The organism is Vandammella animalimorsus (assembly GCF_002285265.1).
Classification (GTDB): Bacteria; Pseudomonadota; Gammaproteobacteria; order Burkholderiales; family Burkholderiaceae_C; genus Lampropedia.
The window spans coordinates 1,019,635-1,037,088 of sequence record NZ_NSJB01000001.1 but is presented as its reverse complement, the minus strand read 5'-3'; the positions used below and the strand labels follow the sequence as shown (position 1 = coordinate 1,037,088).

The window sequence follows — 17,454 nt, the reverse complement described above, 5'->3', positions numbered from 1 at the left end:
GCACCGCCCGGCCTTGGTCAACGAGGGGCGATTCTATCAGTGCCCCCCAGGCAGGGGAAAGCGCGCTGAATGCTTGAGCAGCACCTACGTGAATTGCCGCCGCAGGCCGGGCCGTGGCGCTGCCAGCCGGGCGGGTCTGCGGCGCTCGAAAGGCCTCGGCCGCGCCACCGGGCCGCCCGCGTTTTGCGCCTTGCAGCCCACCCCGCCACTTTTTGCCCGCTCGCGCCAAGACTTTGAACAAGCTCTTAAAATCCGCCGTTTTCGTGCGCGCGGCATGCCGCGCCAGCGCCGATGGCCGCCAGGCGCTTTGCCGCCCGCTGGCGCTGGCGCCTGGGCCGCCCAAGGCCCGTCTTGCGTTTTCTTTCCCCTGTGCCATGAACGCCGCCAAGTCCAAGAAGAATGAGCCCGCCAGCTATGAGGCGGCCATGCAAGAGCTGGAGCATTTGCTGGCCCAGATCGAATCCGGCGCCCTGCCGCTGGAGCAGCTGCTGGCGGGCTACCAGCGCGGCGCGCAGCTGCTGGCCTTTTGCAGCGAGCGGCTGCAGCAGGTGCAGGCGCAGGTGCAGATCCTGGACGGGCAGCTGGTGCGGCCGCTGGGCGAGCAAGAAGCCTGAGCCCGCCAGCGGCCTTGGCGCAAGCGTTTTTCGGAGACCCATTGCCTTGACCCCATCCACCCCCACGCCCCATGCCCGCCTGGCCGCTGCGCCGGGCCGCGCCGTCAGCGCCCAGCAGGATTTTTCCGGCTGGCTGGCCCAGCATGCGCAATGGGTGGAGCAGGCGCTGGAGCATTTCGTGCCGCTGGCCGCGCCCACGGATTTGAGCCAGGCCATGCGCTATGCCGTGCTGGGCGGCGGCAAGCGCCTGCGCGCCTTGCTGGTGCTGGCAGCGCAGCAGGCCGTGGCCGCAGGCCGGGCCGATGAGCAGCCCGCCTGGCAGGAGGCCGCGCTGCGCAGCGCCTGCGCCATCGAGCTGATCCACGCCTATTCGCTGGTGCACGACGACATGCCCTGCATGGACAACGACGTGCTGCGCCGTGGCAAGCCCACGGTGCACGTGCAGTTTGGCCAGGCCACGGCGCTGCTGGCCGGCGATGCCATGCAGGCCCTGGCCTTCGAGCTGCTCACCCCCCAGCCGGGCGATGCGGGGGCCACGCCGCACGGCGCGGCCATTGCGCCAGTGGTGCAGGCGCGCCTGTGCGCGCTGCTGGCGCGCGCGGCCGGCCCGGCCGGCATGGCCGGCGGCCAGGCCATTGACCTGGCGCACGTGGGCAAGCCCATGGATCAGCGGCAGCTGCAGCACATGCACGAGCTCAAGACCGGCGCGCTGCTGCAGGCCAGCGTGCTGATGGGGGCGCACTGCGTGCCCGAGGCCCCGGCGCAGGCCCTGCAGGCGCTGCAGCGCTACGGCCAGGCCCTGGGCCTGGCCTTCCAGGTGGTGGACGACGTGCTCGATGCCACAGCCGACTCCAGCGTGCTGGGCAAGACCGCCGGCAAGGATGCGGCCGACAACAAGCCCACCTATGTGTCGCTGTTGGGCGTGCAGGCCGCGCAGGCCCTGGCGCGACAATTGCACGCGCAGGCCGAGGCCGCGCTGGATGAGGCCGGCCTGCCCGACGTGGCCGCGCTGCGCGCGCTGGCGGCCTGGGTGGTGCAGCGCAGCCACTGAAGGCCGTGAGAGACCGTGACCGAACACCATGCAATCAGTGAGCCATGACCCAGCCCTTCCCGGGCCAGCCAAGCCACGCAAGCACCACAACAGCCACAGCACCATGAGCGATACCGGCAGCCCCGCAAGCCCTTCCACCGCCCCTGAGCCAGGCAGCGCCGGCAATCCCTATGCGCTGCTGCAGGGCATCGACAGCCCGGCCGCGCTGCGCCGCCTGCCGCGCGAGCAGCTCAAGGAGCTGGCCGGGCAGCTGCGCGCCTTCGTGCTCGAGAGCGTCTCCAAGACCGGCGGCCACCTCAGCTCCAACCTGGGCACGGTGGAGCTGACGATTGCGCTGCACTACGTGTTCAACACGCCCGAGGATCGGCTGGTCTGGGACGTAGGCCACCAGACCTATCCGCACAAGATCCTCACCGGCCGGCGCGAGCGCATGGCCACGCTGCGCCAGCTCGGCGGCCTGTCGGGCTTTCCGTTGCGCAGCGAAAGCGAGTACGACACCTTCGGCACGGCGCATTCGAGCACCAGCATCTCGGCGGCGCTGGGCATGGCGCAGGCCGCCGCCCTCAAGGGCGAGGACCGCTGGGCCGTGGCCGTGATTGGCGATGGCGCCATGACCGCCGGCATGGCCTTCGAGGCGCTGAACAACGCCGGCGTGGCCGAGGGCGGGCGGCTGCTGGTGGTGCTCAACGACAACGACATGAGCATCAGCCCGCCGGTGGGGGCGCTCAACCGCTACCTGGCCCAGCTGATGAGCGGGCAGTTCTACGCTGCCGCCAAGAACGTGGGCAAGACGGTGCTCAAGCCCGTGCCGCCGCTGCTGGAGCTGGCGCGGCGCTTTGAGCAGCAGGCCAAGGGCATGGTCGTGCCGGCCACGCTGTTCGAGAAATTCGGCTTCAACTACATCGGCCCCATCGACGGCCACGACCTGGACTCGCTGATCCCGACGCTGGAAAACCTGCGCCATCTGCAAGGCCCGCAGTTCCTGCACGTGGTCACCAAGAAAGGGCAGGGCTACAAGCTGGCCGAGGCCGACCCCGTGGCCTACCACGGCCCCTCCAAGTTCGACCCCTCGGTGGGCATCGTCAAGCCGCAGACGCCGCCCAAGCCCACCTTCACGCAAATCTTTGGCCAGTGGCTGTGCGACATGGCCGAGCAGGACCAGTGCCTGATCGGCATCACGCCGGCCATGCGCGAAGGCTCGGGCATGGTGGAGTTCCACCAGCGCTTTCCCAAGCGCTATTACGACGTGGGCATTGCCGAGCAGCACGCCGTGACCTTTGCCGCCGGCCTGGCCACCGAAGGGCTCAAGCCCGTGGTGGCGATCTACTCGACCTTCCTGCAGCGCGCCTACGACCAGCTCATCCACGACGTGGCGCTGCAAAACCTGCCGGTGGTGTTCGCGCTGGACCGCGCCGGCCTGGTCGGCGCCGATGGCGCCACGCACGCCGGCGCTTACGACATCGCCTACGTGCGCTGCATCCCCAACATGGCCATGGCTTGCCCCGCCGACGAGCGCGAATGCCGCCAACTGCTGAGCACCGCCTATGCGCAGGACCACCCCGTGTGCGTGCGCTACCCGCGCGGCGCCGGCGTGGGCGCCGAGCCCCTGGCCGACCTGCAGCCCTTGCCCTATGGCCGGGGCGAGCTGCGCCGCCAGGCCGGCGCCCAGGCCCAGCCAGGCCAGCGCATCGCCATCCTGGCCTTTGGCACGCTGCTGTACCCGGCGTTGGCTGCGGCCGAGCGCCTCGATGCCAGCGTGGCCAACATGCGCTGGGCCAAGCCGCTGGACGAAACCCTGCTGCTGCAGCTGGCGCAAAGCCACGATGTGCTGGTCACGGTGGAGGAGGGCTGCACCATGGGCGGCGCCGGCAGCGCCGTGCTCGAAACCCTGCAACAAGCCGGCTTGCCGCGCCCGGTGCTGCAGTTGGGCCTGCCAGACCAATTCATCGCACACGGCGACCCGGCCAAACTGCTGGCGCAATGCGGCTTGGACGAGCAGGGCATCGAGCGCCAAATCCGCGCCTGGCTGGCCGCAGGCCCGGCTGCCGCTGCCGTGGCTGCGGCATCGTGACGGCACAATGACCGCGCGGGCCTGACGCACGGCGCACACCGTGCATTGGCTGCCCAAGCAAAAAGCCAGCGCGAAGCTGGCTTTTTGCTTGGTCCCCACGGGCGGCATGCGCGCACGCCGGGCAGGCGGCAGGCATCAAATCTTGACGCTGTTGATGTACTGGTTGTAGGGGAACTCCGAGGCCATGTTCCACAGGATCTGATCGCGCTGGAAGGCGCGCAGATCCTGGTAGATCTTCTTGAACTCCTCGGACTTGGCCTCGTGCTCGGCAAACACCTCCATCGAGGCCTTGAAGCCCGCATCCAGGATGTCCTTGCCAAAGCGCTTGAGCTGGGTCTTCTCGGCCACCAGCTTCTTCAGCGCGCCGGCGCTCTTGGCCGAATACAGCGAAGTGGTCTCGGCCGCAGCCACGCGCATCGCGGCCTTGAGGATGGCCTTGAACTCGGGCGAGAGCTCGTTGAACTTCTTCAGGTTCACGAAGAACTCCAGCTCGGCGCTGGGCTCCCACCAGCCCGGCGCGTAGTAGTAGGGCGCGACCTTATTCAGGCCCAGCTTCTCGTCGTCCAGCGGGCCGACGAACTCCACCGCATCGAGCGTGCCCTTCTCCAGCGCGGTGTAGATGTCACCGGCCGGGATGTTCTGCGCCACCACGCCCAGCTTGGCCATGGCCTCGCCAAACAGGCCGCCGCCCAGGCGCATCTTCAGGCCCTTGAAATCCTCGACCGACTTGATCTCCTTGCGGTACCAGCCGCCCATCTGCGTGCCCGTGTTGCCCGAGCTGGCGGTGAAGAAGTTGTACTGCTCGAAGAAGGCATCGAGGTACTTGCGGCCATTGCCATGGTCCTTCCAGGCGTTCATCTGCAGCGTGGTCAGGCCAAATGGAATGGCGCAGCTGAAGGCGAAGATCGGGCTCTTGCCGGTGAAGTAATAGGCAGCGGTCTGCGCCATCTCGATGGTGTCGCCCTGCAGCGCATCGACCACGCCGAAGGCGGGCATCAGCTCACCGGCGGGGTGCGTGGAAATCTCGAACTTGCCGCCCGAGAGGGCCTTGACCTCGGCGGCCATCTTCTCGGCCGCGCCAAACAGCGTCGTCAGCGACTTGGGAAAGCTCGAGGCCAGACGCCAGCGCACAGTGCTTTGCGCGTGAACGGCAGGCGCCACGCCCGCTGCGAGCACGCCGGCAATGCCAGCGCCTTTGAGAATGGAACGACGGTCCATGTGTGTTTCTCCGATCAGAGGTCAGTGCCTGGCCCTGCCAGGCGGGGGTCACAAAAAAAGCCCCTGGATTCTAGTGAAAAGCCTGCCCGCTGCGGCTGAGGGAAAGCCCTGTTTTTGGGCCGCAACAGCCCTGCAATCCAAGCGTCAGGATTGTTGCGCCAGGATGGTCTTGGAGACACTGCTCAGCGGTGTTTGGGGCGCAGAGTTTTTCCATCAGGCGAGCGAGGCCATCCCTTGGCAGTGCCAAAACCACTGCGTCTTGGGGATTTCGCCATGGCTTGCGGTGCGACGCTGGCGCCTGGCAGGGCAGGCACCGGGCCGGCTGGCATGGGCGCCCCCTGCAAAACCCCACTTGTCCAAGGCGTGCGCAGCGCAGAGGATCATGGCTTTGACGGCAAACCAGGAACATTGCATGCCAAAGTCCCAGTCCGCTTCCCATCCCGCGGCCCAGCCCGCAACCCAAACTGCAGCCCAGCCTGCGCCGGCGCAAGCTCAGCCTGCGGGTAGCTTGCGCGGGCTGCTCATCACACTGGTGGCGGCGCTGCTGGCGTTCGGGCTCTACCACGTGCTGCCTTACGAGGACATGGTCAATCGCGGCTTGGCGATTCTGTGCTTTGTGGCGGTGCTGTGGTTCACCGAGGCCTTGCACATCACGGTCACGGCGCTGATGGTGCCGCTGCTGGCGCTGCTGTTCAAAATCCCGGACATGAACACGCGCTCGGTGCTGGCCCATTTCGCCGATCCGATCATCTTCGTGTTCTTTGGCGGCTTTGCCCTGGCCACGGCGCTGCACATCCAGCAGCTCGATCGCAAGATTGCCCTGTGGGTGATCTCGCTCTCGCGCGGCAATATGCGGGTGGCCGTGCTGCTGCTCTTTGCCGTGACCACTTTTCTCTCCATGTGGATCAGCAACACGGCCACCGCCGCCATGATGCTGCCGCTGGCCTTGGGCCTGATGGGCCACATCGACCGCGAAAGGCAGCGCAAGACGTTTGTCTTTGTGCTGCTGGGCGTGGCCTACTGCGCCAGCATCGGCGGCATGGGCACCTACGTGGGCTCGCCGCCCAACGGCATTGCGGCGCGCGCCCTGGGCCTGGATTTCTGGGGTTGGATGCGGCTGGGCCTGCCCATCATGCTGCTGTTGCTGCCCACCATGCTGATGGCCTTGTACGCGGTGCTGCGCCCTGATTTCAGCCAGCGTGTCGATACCCGGCAGCAGGAGCTCATCGCCTGGACGCCGCAACGCGTGCTCACCGTGCTGGTGTTTTGCGCCACCGCCGCCGCCTGGATCATGGGCAGCGCCATCGCGCAGGCCACGGGCATTGCCTCCATCGACAGTTTCATTGCCCTGGCCGCGGCCGTGGCCGTCGTGCTGTTGGGCACGGTGCAATGGCGCGACGTGGTCGAGAACACCGACTGGGGCGTGCTCATGCTCTTTGGCGGCGGCATTACGCTGAGCGCGCTGATGAAGAACTCCGGCGCCTCGGCCGCGCTGGGCCAGGCCGTGGCGGGCACCTTCGGCCAGGCCCACCCGTTGGTGGTTGTGGCGGTGGTGGCCGTCTTCATCGTTTTTCTGACGGAGTTCACCAGCAACACGGCCTCGGCGGCCTTGCTGGTGCCAGTCTTTGCCGGCATCGCCACCGAACTGGGCATGCCCAGGGAAATGTTGGTCATGGTGATCGGCATAGGCGCCTCATGCGCCTTCATGCTGCCCGTGGCCACGCCGCCCAATGCCATCGTGTTCGGCTCCGGGCTGATCCGCCAGCAGGAGATGATGAGCGCCGGCCTGGTGCTGAACCTGCTGTGCGCCGCCGTCGTGTCGCTGTGGGCCTATTTCCTGTTGTGAGGACAGGTGCTTAGGTACTTTCACGGTATCGCGCCTTTTGGGCGCTTTGGCGGGGGTGGGAGTTCGTACAATCGCGCCTCTTCAAAATGGCCGCCTGGCGTGCGGCCTGGCCGGTGCGGCGCCTGCCCCGGCCCCCACTCCCCCAGCCCATTACAGAGATGAACCTGCTGCTGCTTTTTTCACGGGGCGTTGATTGGCTCAATGCCTTCATTGGCCGCTATGCGATCTGGTTGATTTTCGTGGCCACGCTGATCAGCGCCGTCAATGCGCTGGTGCGCAAGTTGCTGGGGGTCAGCTCCAATGCGTTTTTGGAGATCCAGTGGTATTTGTTCGCCTGGTCGTTTCTGATTGCGGCCGGCTATACGCTGCTGCACCGTGAGCATGTGCGCATTGATGTGCTCAACAGCCGCTTGCCCAAGAAGGTGCAGGTTTGGATTGACATCGTGGGCTTTGCGTTGTTTCTCACGCCGCTGTGCCTGGTGATCATTTACCTGACTTGGCCGGTGGTGCTGCAGATGTACCAGTCGGGTGAGACTTCGGGTAATTCCGGCGGCCTGGTGCGCTGGCCAGTGTGGCTGGCCATTCCGGTGGGCGTGACGCTGCTGATGCTGCAGGGGTGGTCAGAGTTGATCAAGCGCATTGCCTTTTTGCGCGGCCAGGGCCCTGACCCGATGGGCCGCTTGAGTCAGGCCACGGCCGAACAGGAACTGGCCGAGGCGTTGCGCCAGCAAACGCAAGAAGAGCAGGGGGCGCAGCCTGCAGCGGGCCAGCCCCAGTCCTGATCGCGCAGCCGGAGTACACGAGCATGGAATTCATTGCGAGCAATTACGCCCCGATCATGTTTGCGGGGCTGGTGGTGTTCTTGCTACTGGGCTTTCCGGTGGCGTTCAGCCTGGGGGCCTGCGGGCTGTTGTTTGGCTTCATCGGCATCGAGCTGGGGGTGTTTCCGTCCTCGATCCTGGCCTGGCTGCCGCAGCGCCTGTTGGGCATTCTGGCCAACGATACTTTGCTGGCCGTGCCGTTCTTTACGCTGATGGGGCTGGTGATGGAGCGCAGCGGCATGGCCGAGGACTTGATCGAGACGGTCGGCCAGGTGTTCGGCCCGATCCGTGGCGGCCTGGCGCTGGCGGCGGTGTTCGTGGGCGCGCTGCTGGCGGCCACGACCGGGGTGGTGGCCGCCTCGGTGATTTCCATGGGCCTGATCTCGCTGCCCATCATGCTGCGCTACGGTTACGACCGGCGCCTGGCCAGCGGGGCCATTGCCGCCTCGGGCTCGCTGGCGCAGATCATTCCGCCCTCGCTGGTGCTGATTTTGATGGCCGACCAGCTCAATCGCAGCGTGGGTGATATGTACAAGGGCGCGATGGTGCCGGCGCTGATGCTGGTGGGCTGCTATGTGGCCTGGGTGCTGTTTTTGGCGATCTTCAAGCCCGAGCGCGTGCCGGCGCTGCCGCCTGAGGCGCGCACCTACCGCGAGGCCAATGGCAGCTCTGGCTATCCCTCACTGATGGTGCTGCTGGGCCTGTCGACCGTGGTGTCGCTGCTGCTGGCCTCGCAAATGGCGCAGCTGCACACCTGGTGGAGCGGCCAGCCGGTGCAGGACGTGCCGCTGGACGAAAAAATCGTTACTGCGCTGTGTGGCGGCACCTTCGTGGCCTTCGTCATTGCCAGCGTCAATCGCTTGTTGGGCCTGGGCCTGCTGTCGCAACTGGCAGAGCGCGTGACTTTCGTGCTGATTCCGCCGCTGCTGCTGATCTTCCTGGTGCTGGGCACCATCTTCCTGGGCATTGCCACGCCCACCGAAGGCGGCGCCATGGGCGCCATGGCCGCCATCGTGCTGGGCGTGCTGCGCCGCCGCCTGGACATGGCGCTGTTCAAGCAGGCGCTGGCGGCCTCGACGCGGCTGACCAGCTTCGTGATGTTCATCCTGATCGGCGCAACCACGTTCAGCATGGTCTTCCAGGCTGCCGATGGCCCGCTGTGGGTGGAGCACCTGCTGTCTGCGCTGCCCGGCGGCCAGGTGGGCTTTTTGATCGTGGTGAACGTGCTGGTGTTCTTCCTGGCCTTCTTCCTGGATTACTTCGAGCTGTCCTTCATCGTCGTGCCACTGCTGGCGCCGGTGGCCGAGTCCATGGGCATTGACCTGATCTGGTTTGGCGTGTTGCTGGCCATGAACATGCAGACCTCGTTCATGCACCCGCCGTTTGGCTTTGCGCTGTTCTTCCTGCGCTCGGTCGCGCCGGATAAACCCTATGTGGATCGCGTCACGCGCCAGGTGGTGGAGCCGGTGACGACCATGCAGATCTACCGCGGCGCCATCCCGTTCCTGTTCATCCAGTTGTTCATGGTTGGCATGTTGGTGGCCTTCCCTGGCCTGGTCACGGGCCGTTTGGACAAACCCGTTGAGGTGGATCTGGAAGCCGCTGGCGCGCAAATGCTCGATGCCCTCGGCACCGGGGGCTATGGAGATGGCGGCAGCGCCAACGATCCGTTCAGCCAGGGCTATGGCGACGGGGCCGGTGGAGGTAATGATCTTTTCAGCCCAAGCATCAACGACCCATTCAGCCAGAGCGCTGATACAAGCGCTGGCCAAGCAGACAACGGCGCGGCGGCGGACAGCGGCAGCGGCGATTTGTTGTTGCCTGGCTTGCAGCAGCCCCCGCCCGAGGCTGGCGCCGAACAGCCCATGCCTGCCCAGGCCGAGCAGCCGCAGGCCGTATCCAGCGATGAGGACGCGGCCGCCGATGCCGTGCGCAGGGCGATGGGCGGCTGATGGGTGAGCAGCCTCTGGGCCTGGCCTGGCCTGAGGCTGCGGCCCTGCGCGCAGCATTGACCTGCTGACCAGATACGAAAGCAACAACACCATGCCTTTGGAGCCTTGGTTCATTGCATCGCTGGCCTCGCTGGGCCTGGTGTCCGGTTTTCTTGCTGGCCTGTTGGGCATTGGCGGCGGCATGATCATGGTGCCGTTTCTCTCGGCCCTGCTGGCCGCGCGCGCGGTGGAGCCAGGCCTGGCCCTGAAGATGGCCATTGCCACTGCCATGTCCGTCATCGTCTTCACCTCCATCAGCAGCCTGCGCGCGCACCACAAGCGCGGCGCGGTGCGCTGGGGCGTGGTGCGGCGCCTGGCGCCAGGCATTGTGCTGGGGGCCATGGCCGCCAGCCTGGGGGTGTTTGCCTTGCTCAAAGGGCCTGGCCTGGCGCTGATTTTTGCGGCCTTCGTGTTCTTTTCCGGCACGCAGATGCTGCTCGACCGCAAACCCGCAGCCAGCCGGCAGCTGCCTGGCACGGCTGGCCTGCTGGGGGCGGGCGGGATCATCGGCTTTCTCTCCGGCCTGGTGGGCGCTGGCGGCGGGTTCGTCAGCGTGCCGTTTCTGATCTGGTGCAACGTGGCCGTGCACAACGCCGTGGCCACCAGCGCTGCGCTGGGCTTTCCAATTGCGCTGGCCAACACCGTGGGCTATGTGCTGGGCGGCCAGGGCGTGCCGGGCCTGCCGCCGCTGTCGCTGGGCTACGTCTGGCTGCCGGCGCTGCTGGTCATTGCCTGCTGCAGCGTGCTGATGGCCCCGCTGGGCGCCAGGGCCGCCCATGCCTTGCCCGTGGCCCGGCTCAAGCGCGTGCTGGCCGTGGTGCTGTACGGGCTGGGCGCGCACATGCTCCACAAGGCCCTGGCCTGACGGCTTGACGGTGGCCTGCCTGCACAGCCGGGCATGGGCTGGATGAGGGCAGGGCGAGGGCAGGCGCTGAGCGCGCGCCATGTCAATGGCGACCACGCCGCAGCACTCCCGCACCGGGTCAGGTTGGGCGTGACCATGCGTGAATGGGCGTGACCGTGCGCCGTGCCACAATCTGCGCCAGCAATGGCCAGGCCGGGGCAGGCCAACAATCAAAGAGGTGCAACAGCATGTGGGAAACAAACCGAGCAAGGGCCGGCCGTGGCGCGGCCGGGTGTGGCGGGCAGGCCAGGCGCATCGCGGCTGCGCTGTCAATGGCGCTGGCATTGGGCTTGGCCGCAGGCGTGGCGCTGGCCAAGCCGAGCGCGCCCGATGCGCGCACGCCCGATGGCGGGCTCTATTACGGGCCGCTGCGCCAGGGCCAGCTGCACGGCCAGGGGCGGCTGGAGTGGCGCAACGGCATGGTGTATACGGGCGACTTCGAGCAAGGGCTAATGCATGGCCAGGGGCAGCTGCGCTTGCCCGATGGCAGCAGCTACCAAGGGCAGTTTCGCGCCGGTGTGCTGTCGGGCCATGGGCGCCTGCGTTATGCCGATGGCGAGGTGTATACGGGCGAGTTCGCCGACGCCCTGCCGCATGGCCAAGGGGTGCTGGAGCTGGTAGACGGGCAGCGCATCGAAGGGCGCTTCGAGAAAGGGCAGGCGCGTGGTCCAGGCGTGTTGATTGACCGGGATGGCGTGCGCTACGAGGCCCGGATCGAAGAGAACATGCCCACGGGGGCAGGGCGCATCGTGCTGCCCAATGGCACGCGCATCGAAGGGCGCTTTGCCGAAGGCGGCCTGAGCATCCAGGGCCGCGGCGTGGTCCATTACCCGGACGGCGCGCATTACAAGGGCCAGCTGTACGCCAGCCTGCCGCACGGCAGCGGCACACTGCGCCGCGCCGATGGCGCGGTCTATCGGGGCGAGTTCAGGCAGGGCCTGATGCATGGCCAGGGCACGTTGCGCCTGGCCAAGCCCCAGGCCGACGGCCAGCGCCAGCTCAAGGGCCAGTGGCGCGCCGGACGCTGGCTGGGCGGGGAGCAGGGCGGCGATGCCGCGCCCAACACGCCCGAGCAGTGGCTGGCCAACATCGACACGGCGCTGTACAACCAGAATGCGCTGCTGGCGCGCGCCTTCGCGCAGTTGCGCCCGCAGGACCCGCAGCAGGTCGATCTGTACGCGCTGGTGGTCGCAGGCGACGGCACGGAGGAGGTGTTTCGCCGCGAGGCGACCTATGTGCGCGAGCTGCTGGACTCGCGCTACGGCACCCGGGGCCGCTCGCTGGCGCTGATCAACAGCCGAACCGGCGTGGCGCAGACGCCCCTGGCCACGCAGGAAAGCCTGCGCCGCAGCATCAAGGCGCTGGCCCAGGTCATGGACGTGCAGCGCGACGTGCTGCTGCTGTTTCTGACCAGCCACGGCTCGCGCGACCATGAGCTGAGTTTGCAGATGCGCGGCATGCCGCTGCGCGATCTGCCGGCGGCCACGCTGGGGCGGCTGCTGCGCGAATCGGGCATCCGCCACCGCGTGGTCATCGTCTCGGCCTGCTACTCGGGCGGCTTCGTCCCGGCGCTGCGCGATCCGCACACGCTGGTCATCACGGCCTCGCGCGCCGACCGCGCCTCGTTCGGCTGCGCCGATGAAAACGAGTTCACCTACTTTGGCCGGGCCTTGTTCAAGGAAGTGTTGGCCAAACCCGCCGCCGCTGGCCTGGGCCTGAGCCAGGCCTTTGCGCAGGCCAGCGCGCTGGTGCAGCAATGGGAACGCGCCCTGCAGCCCCAGCCGGGCGAGGGCCAGGCCGCCGCCACAGAAGAGCTGTCGCCCGAGGCGCGGCTGGAGGCCATGCCCGAAGCCGTGCAGGCCCTGGCGCAGCGCAGCCAGGAGCGCATCGAGCACTCCGAGCCCATGCTCGACGCCAGCCCCGAATACCTGCAGTGGCTGGACCAGCACTGGCAACGCTGGCAGCAGCCGACTCGCTCAGAGCCTGGGCAATGAGCTGGTGCTTGCTTTTCAGCACGGCAGCAGTGCTTTCGGGCAGCTTTGCGGCGCTCCAAGCCAGGCCAAGGCTTTGAAAGAGCAGGCTCAGGCCAGATCAGGCGTCAGTCATTGGGGCGCAGTCAACGGCCAGACCGAGGAAAGCGAGAGCGAAAAGCCACCTTCAAATATCGCCCGCGCAGCATCGATGCGGCCGATAATGCCATCTGTCCTTTCAACAACCAGGTGGCTGATGCCGCCTAATCGCTTCATGTTCATGAAAACAAAAATCGCTTCCTTCTTGTTTCTCTCAGCCGCATCTTTTGGAACTTGCTTGGCGCAGGCAAATTCGCAAGAAATTTTGAGCGAAAAGAATCTTTCTAAGATTGGGTTGAATAAATCTTTTGTAATTCCAAGCGATCCTGGTGCGACACACAAGATCCTTTCAATCAAGAGAAAGGGAGACATTGCAGAAATTTCGTCGGAAAGGCAGGGGAAAATTTATCTTGTATATACAAGGCGAGAGTTTAATTGTAAAAAGAACCTGACTCGATATATCGCTGAAGGCGAGACAAAGCAAGACCTTGAGAAAAGCAACCCTGATAAATGGGGGCCAATTGTGGATGGCTCAATTGCCTATTGGAAGGGTAAGATTGCGTGCAACAAGTCTGGCAAGTAAGAGGAAATGCTGCTTTCCATCTGCCTGATCGTAGCCATCAGCGACGTCGACACGCTCACAGCCCGCTGCGGCCAGCCCGGTCAGTATCAGCAGGTGCGGGTGCGCGTTGCCGCGATTGACGCGCCGGAAAAAACAACCCTGGGGCAATCGGTCTCGCCAAAGCCTGACCGAGCTGTGCCACCAGCAGCAGGCCAAGATCGCCCAGCGCAGCACCGACCGATACAAGCGCTGGGTGGCCGATGTGGGGTGCCAGGGGCAGGATGTGGCTTCGCACCGGGTCAGCAGCGGCATGGCCTGGGTGTTTGAGTGGTACGCCAAGGATCGCGGCTGGCTATATCGGTATCAGCAGGATGCAGCCAAGGCTGCCAGGCGCGGCCTGTGGACCGATGCTGTGGCCCGTGCCACCGTGGGAGTGGCGTAGCTTACAGCGGGCGCGATAGCTAAAGCACATGGCACTCTGCTACAAGGGGCATGATGTCAAGCCAATGGGTTTCATTACGTAACTAAAAAAAGTTAGCGCAGTTAGTTAACTTTTAAGGTAACATGCCAGTCTTTCTGAAGCCGCTCAGCACCGGATACCCCGGCCCGCCCTACGAGCCAGAACTCCATCAGCTTTCTTGGCGGCCAATGATTGGCGTTGAGCAAGATGATGATGGGCGTCAAGTCAGTTGCTGGGCTTTCGATGACATGAAAGCCTTGGCGTCCCAAAGAGACCTGCAGGCGATGCAAACTGCGTTGCGAAAACTGCAGGAATTCACCGCAACAGGGCAATTGCTCAGTGACTTGTTTGATGACAAACAGCTCCACACTGGGTTTGTGTGCTCAAGCGGAACATCTGTATTCCGGTTGCGATTGGTTGGCAGCACACGCATTTATTTCGTTTACGGCCAGTGCCGCCAGCTGATTTTGGTAGGCTTGTTATGCAAAAGAGTAGACAAACTGAGCAAGGGCGATCAAAAGCGCATGTGCGACCGAGTCGCCAAATTGCGGCAGTCCGCGCAGCTGCAGTGAATGCAGAAAAAACAAGTGTTGCGCGCGACGACAATGACATACAGCAAGCATATGAAAGCCTGTTGACGCTATTCCAAGAATTAGGGCCTCCAACTGCCAATCAGGTTAGGTTGGAACGGCTTGGCGCACATATGGCCGCCGCCTTGGCTTGGTCTGGCAAGAAGCGCGCCGAGTTGGCGGAAAAGATGTCCGTCAGCAAAGGTCGCATCACCCGATTACTCAGCGGCGATGCCAACCCAACAGCTACCACGCTATTTGAATTTGCCGATGCTTTAAATATTCAGGTGGAGATCGTCTTCAGGTCTTTGGATGAAAAGCCGATTCCGCAGATTTGGGAGCTTAGAACGAAATACGAGAAGGACGTCTTTGATGCAAATCGCCAGGTCAAAGCTAAGATAGCCAGAAAATTAGATGATAAATACATGCGGCTTCATGATGTGGTTCAGCCAAGCATGATTGAAATCTCCACGAAAGTCATTAGCCATGAAAGAAAAGAAAGAATTTATCTTTGATGTTGAAAATCTGATGCGGCTGATGCTCAAAGACGCAAAAATCCACCAGGGCAGGTGGGCATTTTCAGTCAATGTGGAAATATCGGCAGGTACCTTTCGGGGCGCTGCGGATGGCAAGCCTCGCCCTGCGCACATGCTGGCATTCAATCAACTGGCGTTGGTTGACGCCACAAACGCGCCAGACGATACCCCTCTGGTCTTTGATGCGGCCTTGCTCAATCCCCTACCGGAAAAACGCAAACCAGCCGCCAAAGGAAAGCGCAAGCAGTAAGGCCCATGACATGGACAATGCGCGTACAAGACGTCCATAATGCAGCAATGCAAACCCACACCCTCAACATGCGCGAGAGACTGACGCGTATCGAGGGCAAGGTCGAGCGCTTCATTCAGTCGGCCCTGCGCGAGTGGGCATACGGCTGGAGCTACCAGAACTCAGCCCGACGCATCCAGGCGCTGCTCAGCTGGCAGCACCACTACAACTGGCACCGACCGCACCATGGCATCGGCCGCCTACTTCCCATGAGCCGACTTCCCACGCCGAGAAACAACCTCTTGACACTTCACACCTAGCCAAGAACTATGTTTGTTTGACAAAAAAGCTGGTTTGAATACGCCCCTGCCCATCAACACACCAAACCGCCGCGCAGCGGATGTGTCGGAGCGCGGCAGCGAAGGCAAGGCAATGCCGGGTTGTGAGAGGATGCGCCCCGGATGTTCCGGCCCTCTTCTCGCGGCTTGCTGGGCGGCAGCCATTTGGCCGACGCCCGACAGGTACTCAGGCCATGGCGGCGCGGATGCGGCGGGCGTAGTCCTGCAGCACCTCGTGGCCGGGCTCCTGGCGCGGCCAGATCAGGCCCACGCCGTCGCCCTCGTGGCGGGGCACGACGTGCATGTGAAAGTGAAACACGGTCTGTCCGCCGCTGCGGCCATTGGCCTGCAGCAGCGTCATGCCGCTGGGCTGGAAGGCCGCCTGCACGGCGCGCGCCACGCGCTGGCTGCTTTGCATCACGGCGGCGCATTCCTCGGGCGTGAGCTCGAACAAGTCCACGGCGTGGCGCCGGCTGGCCACCAGCACGTGGCCGGGCGTGACCTGGCCCAGATCCATGAAAGCCAGGGTCAGCGCATCCTGGTAGACGAGGGCGGCAGGGACTTCCCCTGCGGCGAGCTTGCAGAAAATGCAGACGCCAGGCGGCGAGGTGTCGACGAATTCAGGCATGGCAGGACGGTGATGATGGAGGGCTTCAACCGCCGAAGAAGCGCTTGAACTTGTCGGCAAAGGACTGGCTGCTGGGCGAGTGCTTGCCGCCGCCTTTTTTCAGCGAATCGTCCAGCTCCTTCAAGGTCTTGCGCTGGAATTCGGTGAGCTTGACCGGGATTTCCACCTGGATGTGGCAGTACAGGTCGCCGGCAATGCTTGAGCGCAGGCCCTTGATGCCCTTGCCGCGCAGGCGGAACTGCTTGCCCGGCTGCGTGCCTTCGGGGATGTCGATGGCCGCCTTGCCTTCCAACGTGGGCACTTCGATCTCGCCGCCCAGCGCGGCGGTGGTCATGCTCACGGGCACGGTGCAGTGCAGGTCGTCGCCGTCGCGCTCGAAGATGTCGTGCGGCTTGACGCGCACTTCAATATAAAGATCGCCCGGCGGGCCGCCGTGGCTGCCCGGCTCGCCATTGCCGCTGGAGCGGATGCGCATGCCGTCGTCGATGCCGGCGGGGATTTTGATTTCCAGCGTTTTCTGCGTCTTGAGCTTGCCCTGGCCGTGGCAGGCCGAGCAGGGCTCGGCAATGCGCTTGCCGCTGCCGTGGCAGCTGGGGCAGGTCTGCTGCACGCTGAAGAAGCCCTGGCGCATCTGCACCATGCCCTGGCCGTGGCAGGTCGAGCAGGTCTCGACCTTGGTGCCGGGGCGCGCGCCGCTGCCCTCGCAGGTGCTGCAGTCTTCCCACGAGGGGATTTTGATCTGCGCATCCTTGCCGCGGGCGGCTTCCTCCAGCGTGATTTCCATGGCGTAGCTCAGGTCGTTGCCTTTGTAGACCTGCCGACCGCCGCCACGGCGCTGGTTGAAGATGTCGCCAAAGATGTCGCCAAAGGCCTCGGCAAAGCCGCCAAAGCCTTCAGCGCCGCCGCCAAAGCCGCCGCGCATGTTAGGGTCCACGCCGGCGTGGCCGTACTGGTCGTAGGCGGCGCGCTTTTGCGGGTCGGAGAGGATTTCGTAGGCCTCCTTGCCCTCCTTGAAGCGGGCCTCGGCGCTGGCCTTGGCCTCATCGCCTTGGTGGCGGTCCGGGTGGTATTTGGAGGACAGCTTGCGGTAAGCCTTCTTGATTTCGTCGTCGCTGGCGTTTTTGGGAACGCCCAGCACTTCGTAGTAATCGCGTTTGGACATGGATGGTTGAGCGTTCAGCGTTCAGCGTTGAGCGAGCTGCGCAATCCATTGAGCAGGCCATAGAGCCGATCGATGAGCGCTTGCAGTTGTGCCGCGTCTGCCTGAGCGAGATATCCCAGCTCCACGGACAGAAGAGTCTGGGTTTGCAACTCGTTGAGCGAGCCGCGTGCAATGGTGACGAAGCTGGAAAAGTCCTTTTTGGTCGAGCGGCCAGCGCCTTCGGCCAGATTGGAGGCGATGGAGACGCCGGCGCGGCGCATCTGGGCCCTGAGCCCGTAGTGCTCAGATGGCGGATAGTTTTCCGTGGCCCAATAAATACGCTTGGCAAGCTCAAACGAGACTTGCCAAGCGATCAGGTCACGGAAGTTGCGCACTTTCACGTCCA

The 17,454-nt window shown here is 64.6% G+C and carries 17 protein-coding genes and 1 pseudogene; 14 read left to right on the top strand and 4 right to left on the bottom strand.

Annotated features, from left to right (window positions below; translation table 11 throughout):
• Window positions 1-374: 374 nt before the first annotated feature.
• The 3 genes from xseB to dxs all read left to right on the top strand — a co-directional run bounded on the left by xseB (window position 375) and on the right by dxs (window position 3,736).
• A complete protein-coding gene (gene xseB, locus CK625_RS04375; protein ID WP_095539105.1) occupies window positions 375-614 on the top strand; it encodes an exodeoxyribonuclease VII small subunit in 240 nt (79 codons plus the stop codon).
• A gap of 46 nt (window positions 615-660) precedes the next feature.
• On the top strand, window positions 661-1,665 hold the full coding sequence (locus tag CK625_RS04370; RefSeq protein ID WP_429001291.1) for a polyprenyl synthetase family protein: 1,005 nt from the start codon (window positions 661-663) through the stop codon (window positions 1,663-1,665).
• Between the two features lie 103 nt (window positions 1,666-1,768).
• A complete protein-coding gene (dxs, locus tag CK625_RS04365) occupies window positions 1,769-3,736 on the top strand; it encodes a 1-deoxy-D-xylulose-5-phosphate synthase (RefSeq protein WP_095539103.1) in 1,968 nt (655 codons plus the stop codon).
• 135 nt (window positions 3,737-3,871) lie between these two features.
• On the opposite strand, the gene CK625_RS04360 is transcribed toward dxs, so the two are convergent.
• A complete protein-coding gene (locus tag CK625_RS04360) occupies window positions 3,872-4,954 on the bottom strand; it encodes a TRAP transporter substrate-binding protein (protein ID WP_095538964.1) in 1,083 nt (360 codons plus the stop codon).
• A 412-nt stretch (window positions 4,955-5,366) separates the two neighbouring features.
• Between CK625_RS04360 and CK625_RS04350 the strand changes: the two genes are divergently transcribed.
• From CK625_RS04350 to CK625_RS04315, 11 genes and pseudogenes are all read left to right on the top strand, one after another.
• Window positions 5,367-6,800, top strand: a complete 1,434-nt coding sequence (locus tag CK625_RS04350; protein WP_095538962.1) for an SLC13 family permease — start codon at window positions 5,367-5,369, stop codon at window positions 6,798-6,800.
• 158 nt (window positions 6,801-6,958) lie between these two features.
• On the top strand, window positions 6,959-7,582 hold the full coding sequence (locus tag CK625_RS04345) for a TRAP transporter small permease subunit (protein ID WP_095538961.1): 624 nt from the start codon (window positions 6,959-6,961) through the stop codon (window positions 7,580-7,582).
• Between the two features lie 23 nt (window positions 7,583-7,605).
• Window positions 7,606-9,573: a TRAP transporter large permease gene (locus tag CK625_RS04340; RefSeq protein WP_095538960.1), complete on the top strand. Its 1,968-nt coding sequence runs from the start codon at window positions 7,606-7,608 to the stop codon at window positions 9,571-9,573.
• Between the two features lie 91 nt (window positions 9,574-9,664).
• Complete coding sequence (locus CK625_RS04335; protein ID WP_095538959.1) at window positions 9,665-10,477, top strand: sulfite exporter TauE/SafE family protein; 813 nt, start codon at window positions 9,665-9,667, stop codon at window positions 10,475-10,477.
• Window positions 10,478-10,788: 311 nt separating this feature from the next.
• The gene (locus tag CK625_RS04330; RefSeq protein WP_172425082.1) at window positions 10,789-12,510 is read left to right on the top strand and encodes a C13 family peptidase; all 1,722 of its coding nucleotides are present in this window, start codon (window positions 10,789-10,791) and stop codon (window positions 12,508-12,510) included.
• 4 nt (window positions 12,511-12,514) lie between these two features.
• Window positions 12,515-13,168, top strand: a complete 654-nt coding sequence (locus CK625_RS13600; RefSeq protein WP_143326173.1) for a hypothetical protein — start codon at window positions 12,515-12,517, stop codon at window positions 13,166-13,168.
• Window positions 13,169-13,283: 115 nt separating this feature from the next.
• Entirely contained in the window at window positions 13,284-13,589 is a 306-nt protein-coding gene (locus CK625_RS04325) for a thermonuclease family protein (RefSeq protein ID WP_343030377.1), read from the top strand.
• A 122-nt stretch (window positions 13,590-13,711) separates the two neighbouring features.
• Window positions 13,712-14,179: a hypothetical protein gene (locus CK625_RS14070; protein WP_238945494.1), complete on the top strand. Its 468-nt coding sequence runs from the start codon at window positions 13,712-13,714 to the stop codon at window positions 14,177-14,179.
• Entirely contained in the window at window positions 14,176-14,691 is a 516-nt protein-coding gene (locus CK625_RS04320) for a helix-turn-helix domain-containing protein (RefSeq protein WP_238945493.1), read from the top strand. Before CK625_RS14070 ends, CK625_RS04320 begins: the two co-directional genes overlap by 4 nt.
• Window positions 14,663-14,962: a hypothetical protein gene (locus CK625_RS13590; protein ID WP_143326171.1), complete on the top strand. Its 300-nt coding sequence runs from the start codon at window positions 14,663-14,665 to the stop codon at window positions 14,960-14,962. The genes CK625_RS04320 and CK625_RS13590 overlap by 29 nt, the downstream gene beginning before the upstream one ends.
• A gap of 95 nt (window positions 14,963-15,057) precedes the next feature.
• A pseudogene (locus tag CK625_RS04315) lies at window positions 15,058-15,261 on the top strand (integrase core domain-containing protein); the annotation flags it as partial.
• Between the two features lie 205 nt (window positions 15,262-15,466).
• Here CK625_RS04315 and CK625_RS04310 read toward each other — a convergent pair.
• Genes CK625_RS04310 through CK625_RS04300 form a run of 3 tightly spaced genes read right to left on the bottom strand, consistent with a single transcriptional unit; the run spans window position 15,467 to window position 17,449 of the window.
• Window positions 15,467-15,907, bottom strand: a complete 441-nt coding sequence (locus tag CK625_RS04310; protein WP_095538956.1) for an HIT family protein — start codon at window positions 15,905-15,907, stop codon at window positions 15,467-15,469.
• 25 nt (window positions 15,908-15,932) lie between these two features.
• Window positions 15,933-17,069: a molecular chaperone DnaJ gene (gene dnaJ, locus CK625_RS04305; protein WP_095538955.1), complete on the bottom strand. Its 1,137-nt coding sequence runs from the start codon at window positions 17,067-17,069 to the stop codon at window positions 15,933-15,935.
• Window positions 17,070-17,083: 14 nt separating this feature from the next.
• A complete protein-coding gene (locus CK625_RS04300; protein WP_238945492.1) occupies window positions 17,084-17,449 on the bottom strand; it encodes a four helix bundle protein in 366 nt (121 codons plus the stop codon).
• Window positions 17,450-17,454 lie beyond the last annotated feature (5 nt).

What these genes read in the sequence shown, in the direction of transcription:
- xseB (WP_095539105.1), top strand. Translation starts at nt 375, where the DNA reads ATGAACGCCGCCAAGTCCAAGAAGAATGAGCCCGCCAGCTATGAGGCG.
- dxs (WP_095539103.1), top strand. Translation starts at nt 1,769, where the DNA reads ATGAGCGATACCGGCAGCCCCGCAAGCCCTTCCACCGCCCCTGAGCCA.
- CK625_RS04360 (WP_095538964.1), bottom strand. Translation starts at nt 4,954, where the DNA reads ATGGACCGTCGTTCCATTCTCAAAGGCGCTGGCATTGCCGGCGTGCTC.
- CK625_RS04350 (WP_095538962.1), top strand. Translation starts at nt 5,367, where the DNA reads ATGCCAAAGTCCCAGTCCGCTTCCCATCCCGCGGCCCAGCCCGCAACC.
- CK625_RS04345 (WP_095538961.1), top strand. Translation starts at nt 6,959, where the DNA reads ATGAACCTGCTGCTGCTTTTTTCACGGGGCGTTGATTGGCTCAATGCC.
- CK625_RS04340 (WP_095538960.1), top strand. Translation starts at nt 7,606, where the DNA reads ATGGAATTCATTGCGAGCAATTACGCCCCGATCATGTTTGCGGGGCTG.
- CK625_RS04335 (WP_095538959.1), top strand. Translation starts at nt 9,665, where the DNA reads ATGCCTTTGGAGCCTTGGTTCATTGCATCGCTGGCCTCGCTGGGCCTG.
- CK625_RS04330 (WP_172425082.1), top strand. Translation starts at nt 10,789, where the DNA reads ATGGCGCTGGCATTGGGCTTGGCCGCAGGCGTGGCGCTGGCCAAGCCG.
- CK625_RS14070 (WP_238945494.1), top strand. Translation starts at nt 13,712, where the DNA reads ATGCCAGTCTTTCTGAAGCCGCTCAGCACCGGATACCCCGGCCCGCCC.
- CK625_RS13590 (WP_143326171.1), top strand. Translation starts at nt 14,663, where the DNA reads ATGAAAGAAAAGAAAGAATTTATCTTTGATGTTGAAAATCTGATGCGG.
- CK625_RS04310 (WP_095538956.1), bottom strand. Translation starts at nt 15,907, where the DNA reads ATGCCTGAATTCGTCGACACCTCGCCGCCTGGCGTCTGCATTTTCTGC.
- dnaJ (WP_095538955.1), bottom strand. Translation starts at nt 17,069, where the DNA reads ATGTCCAAACGCGATTACTACGAAGTGCTGGGCGTTCCCAAAAACGCC.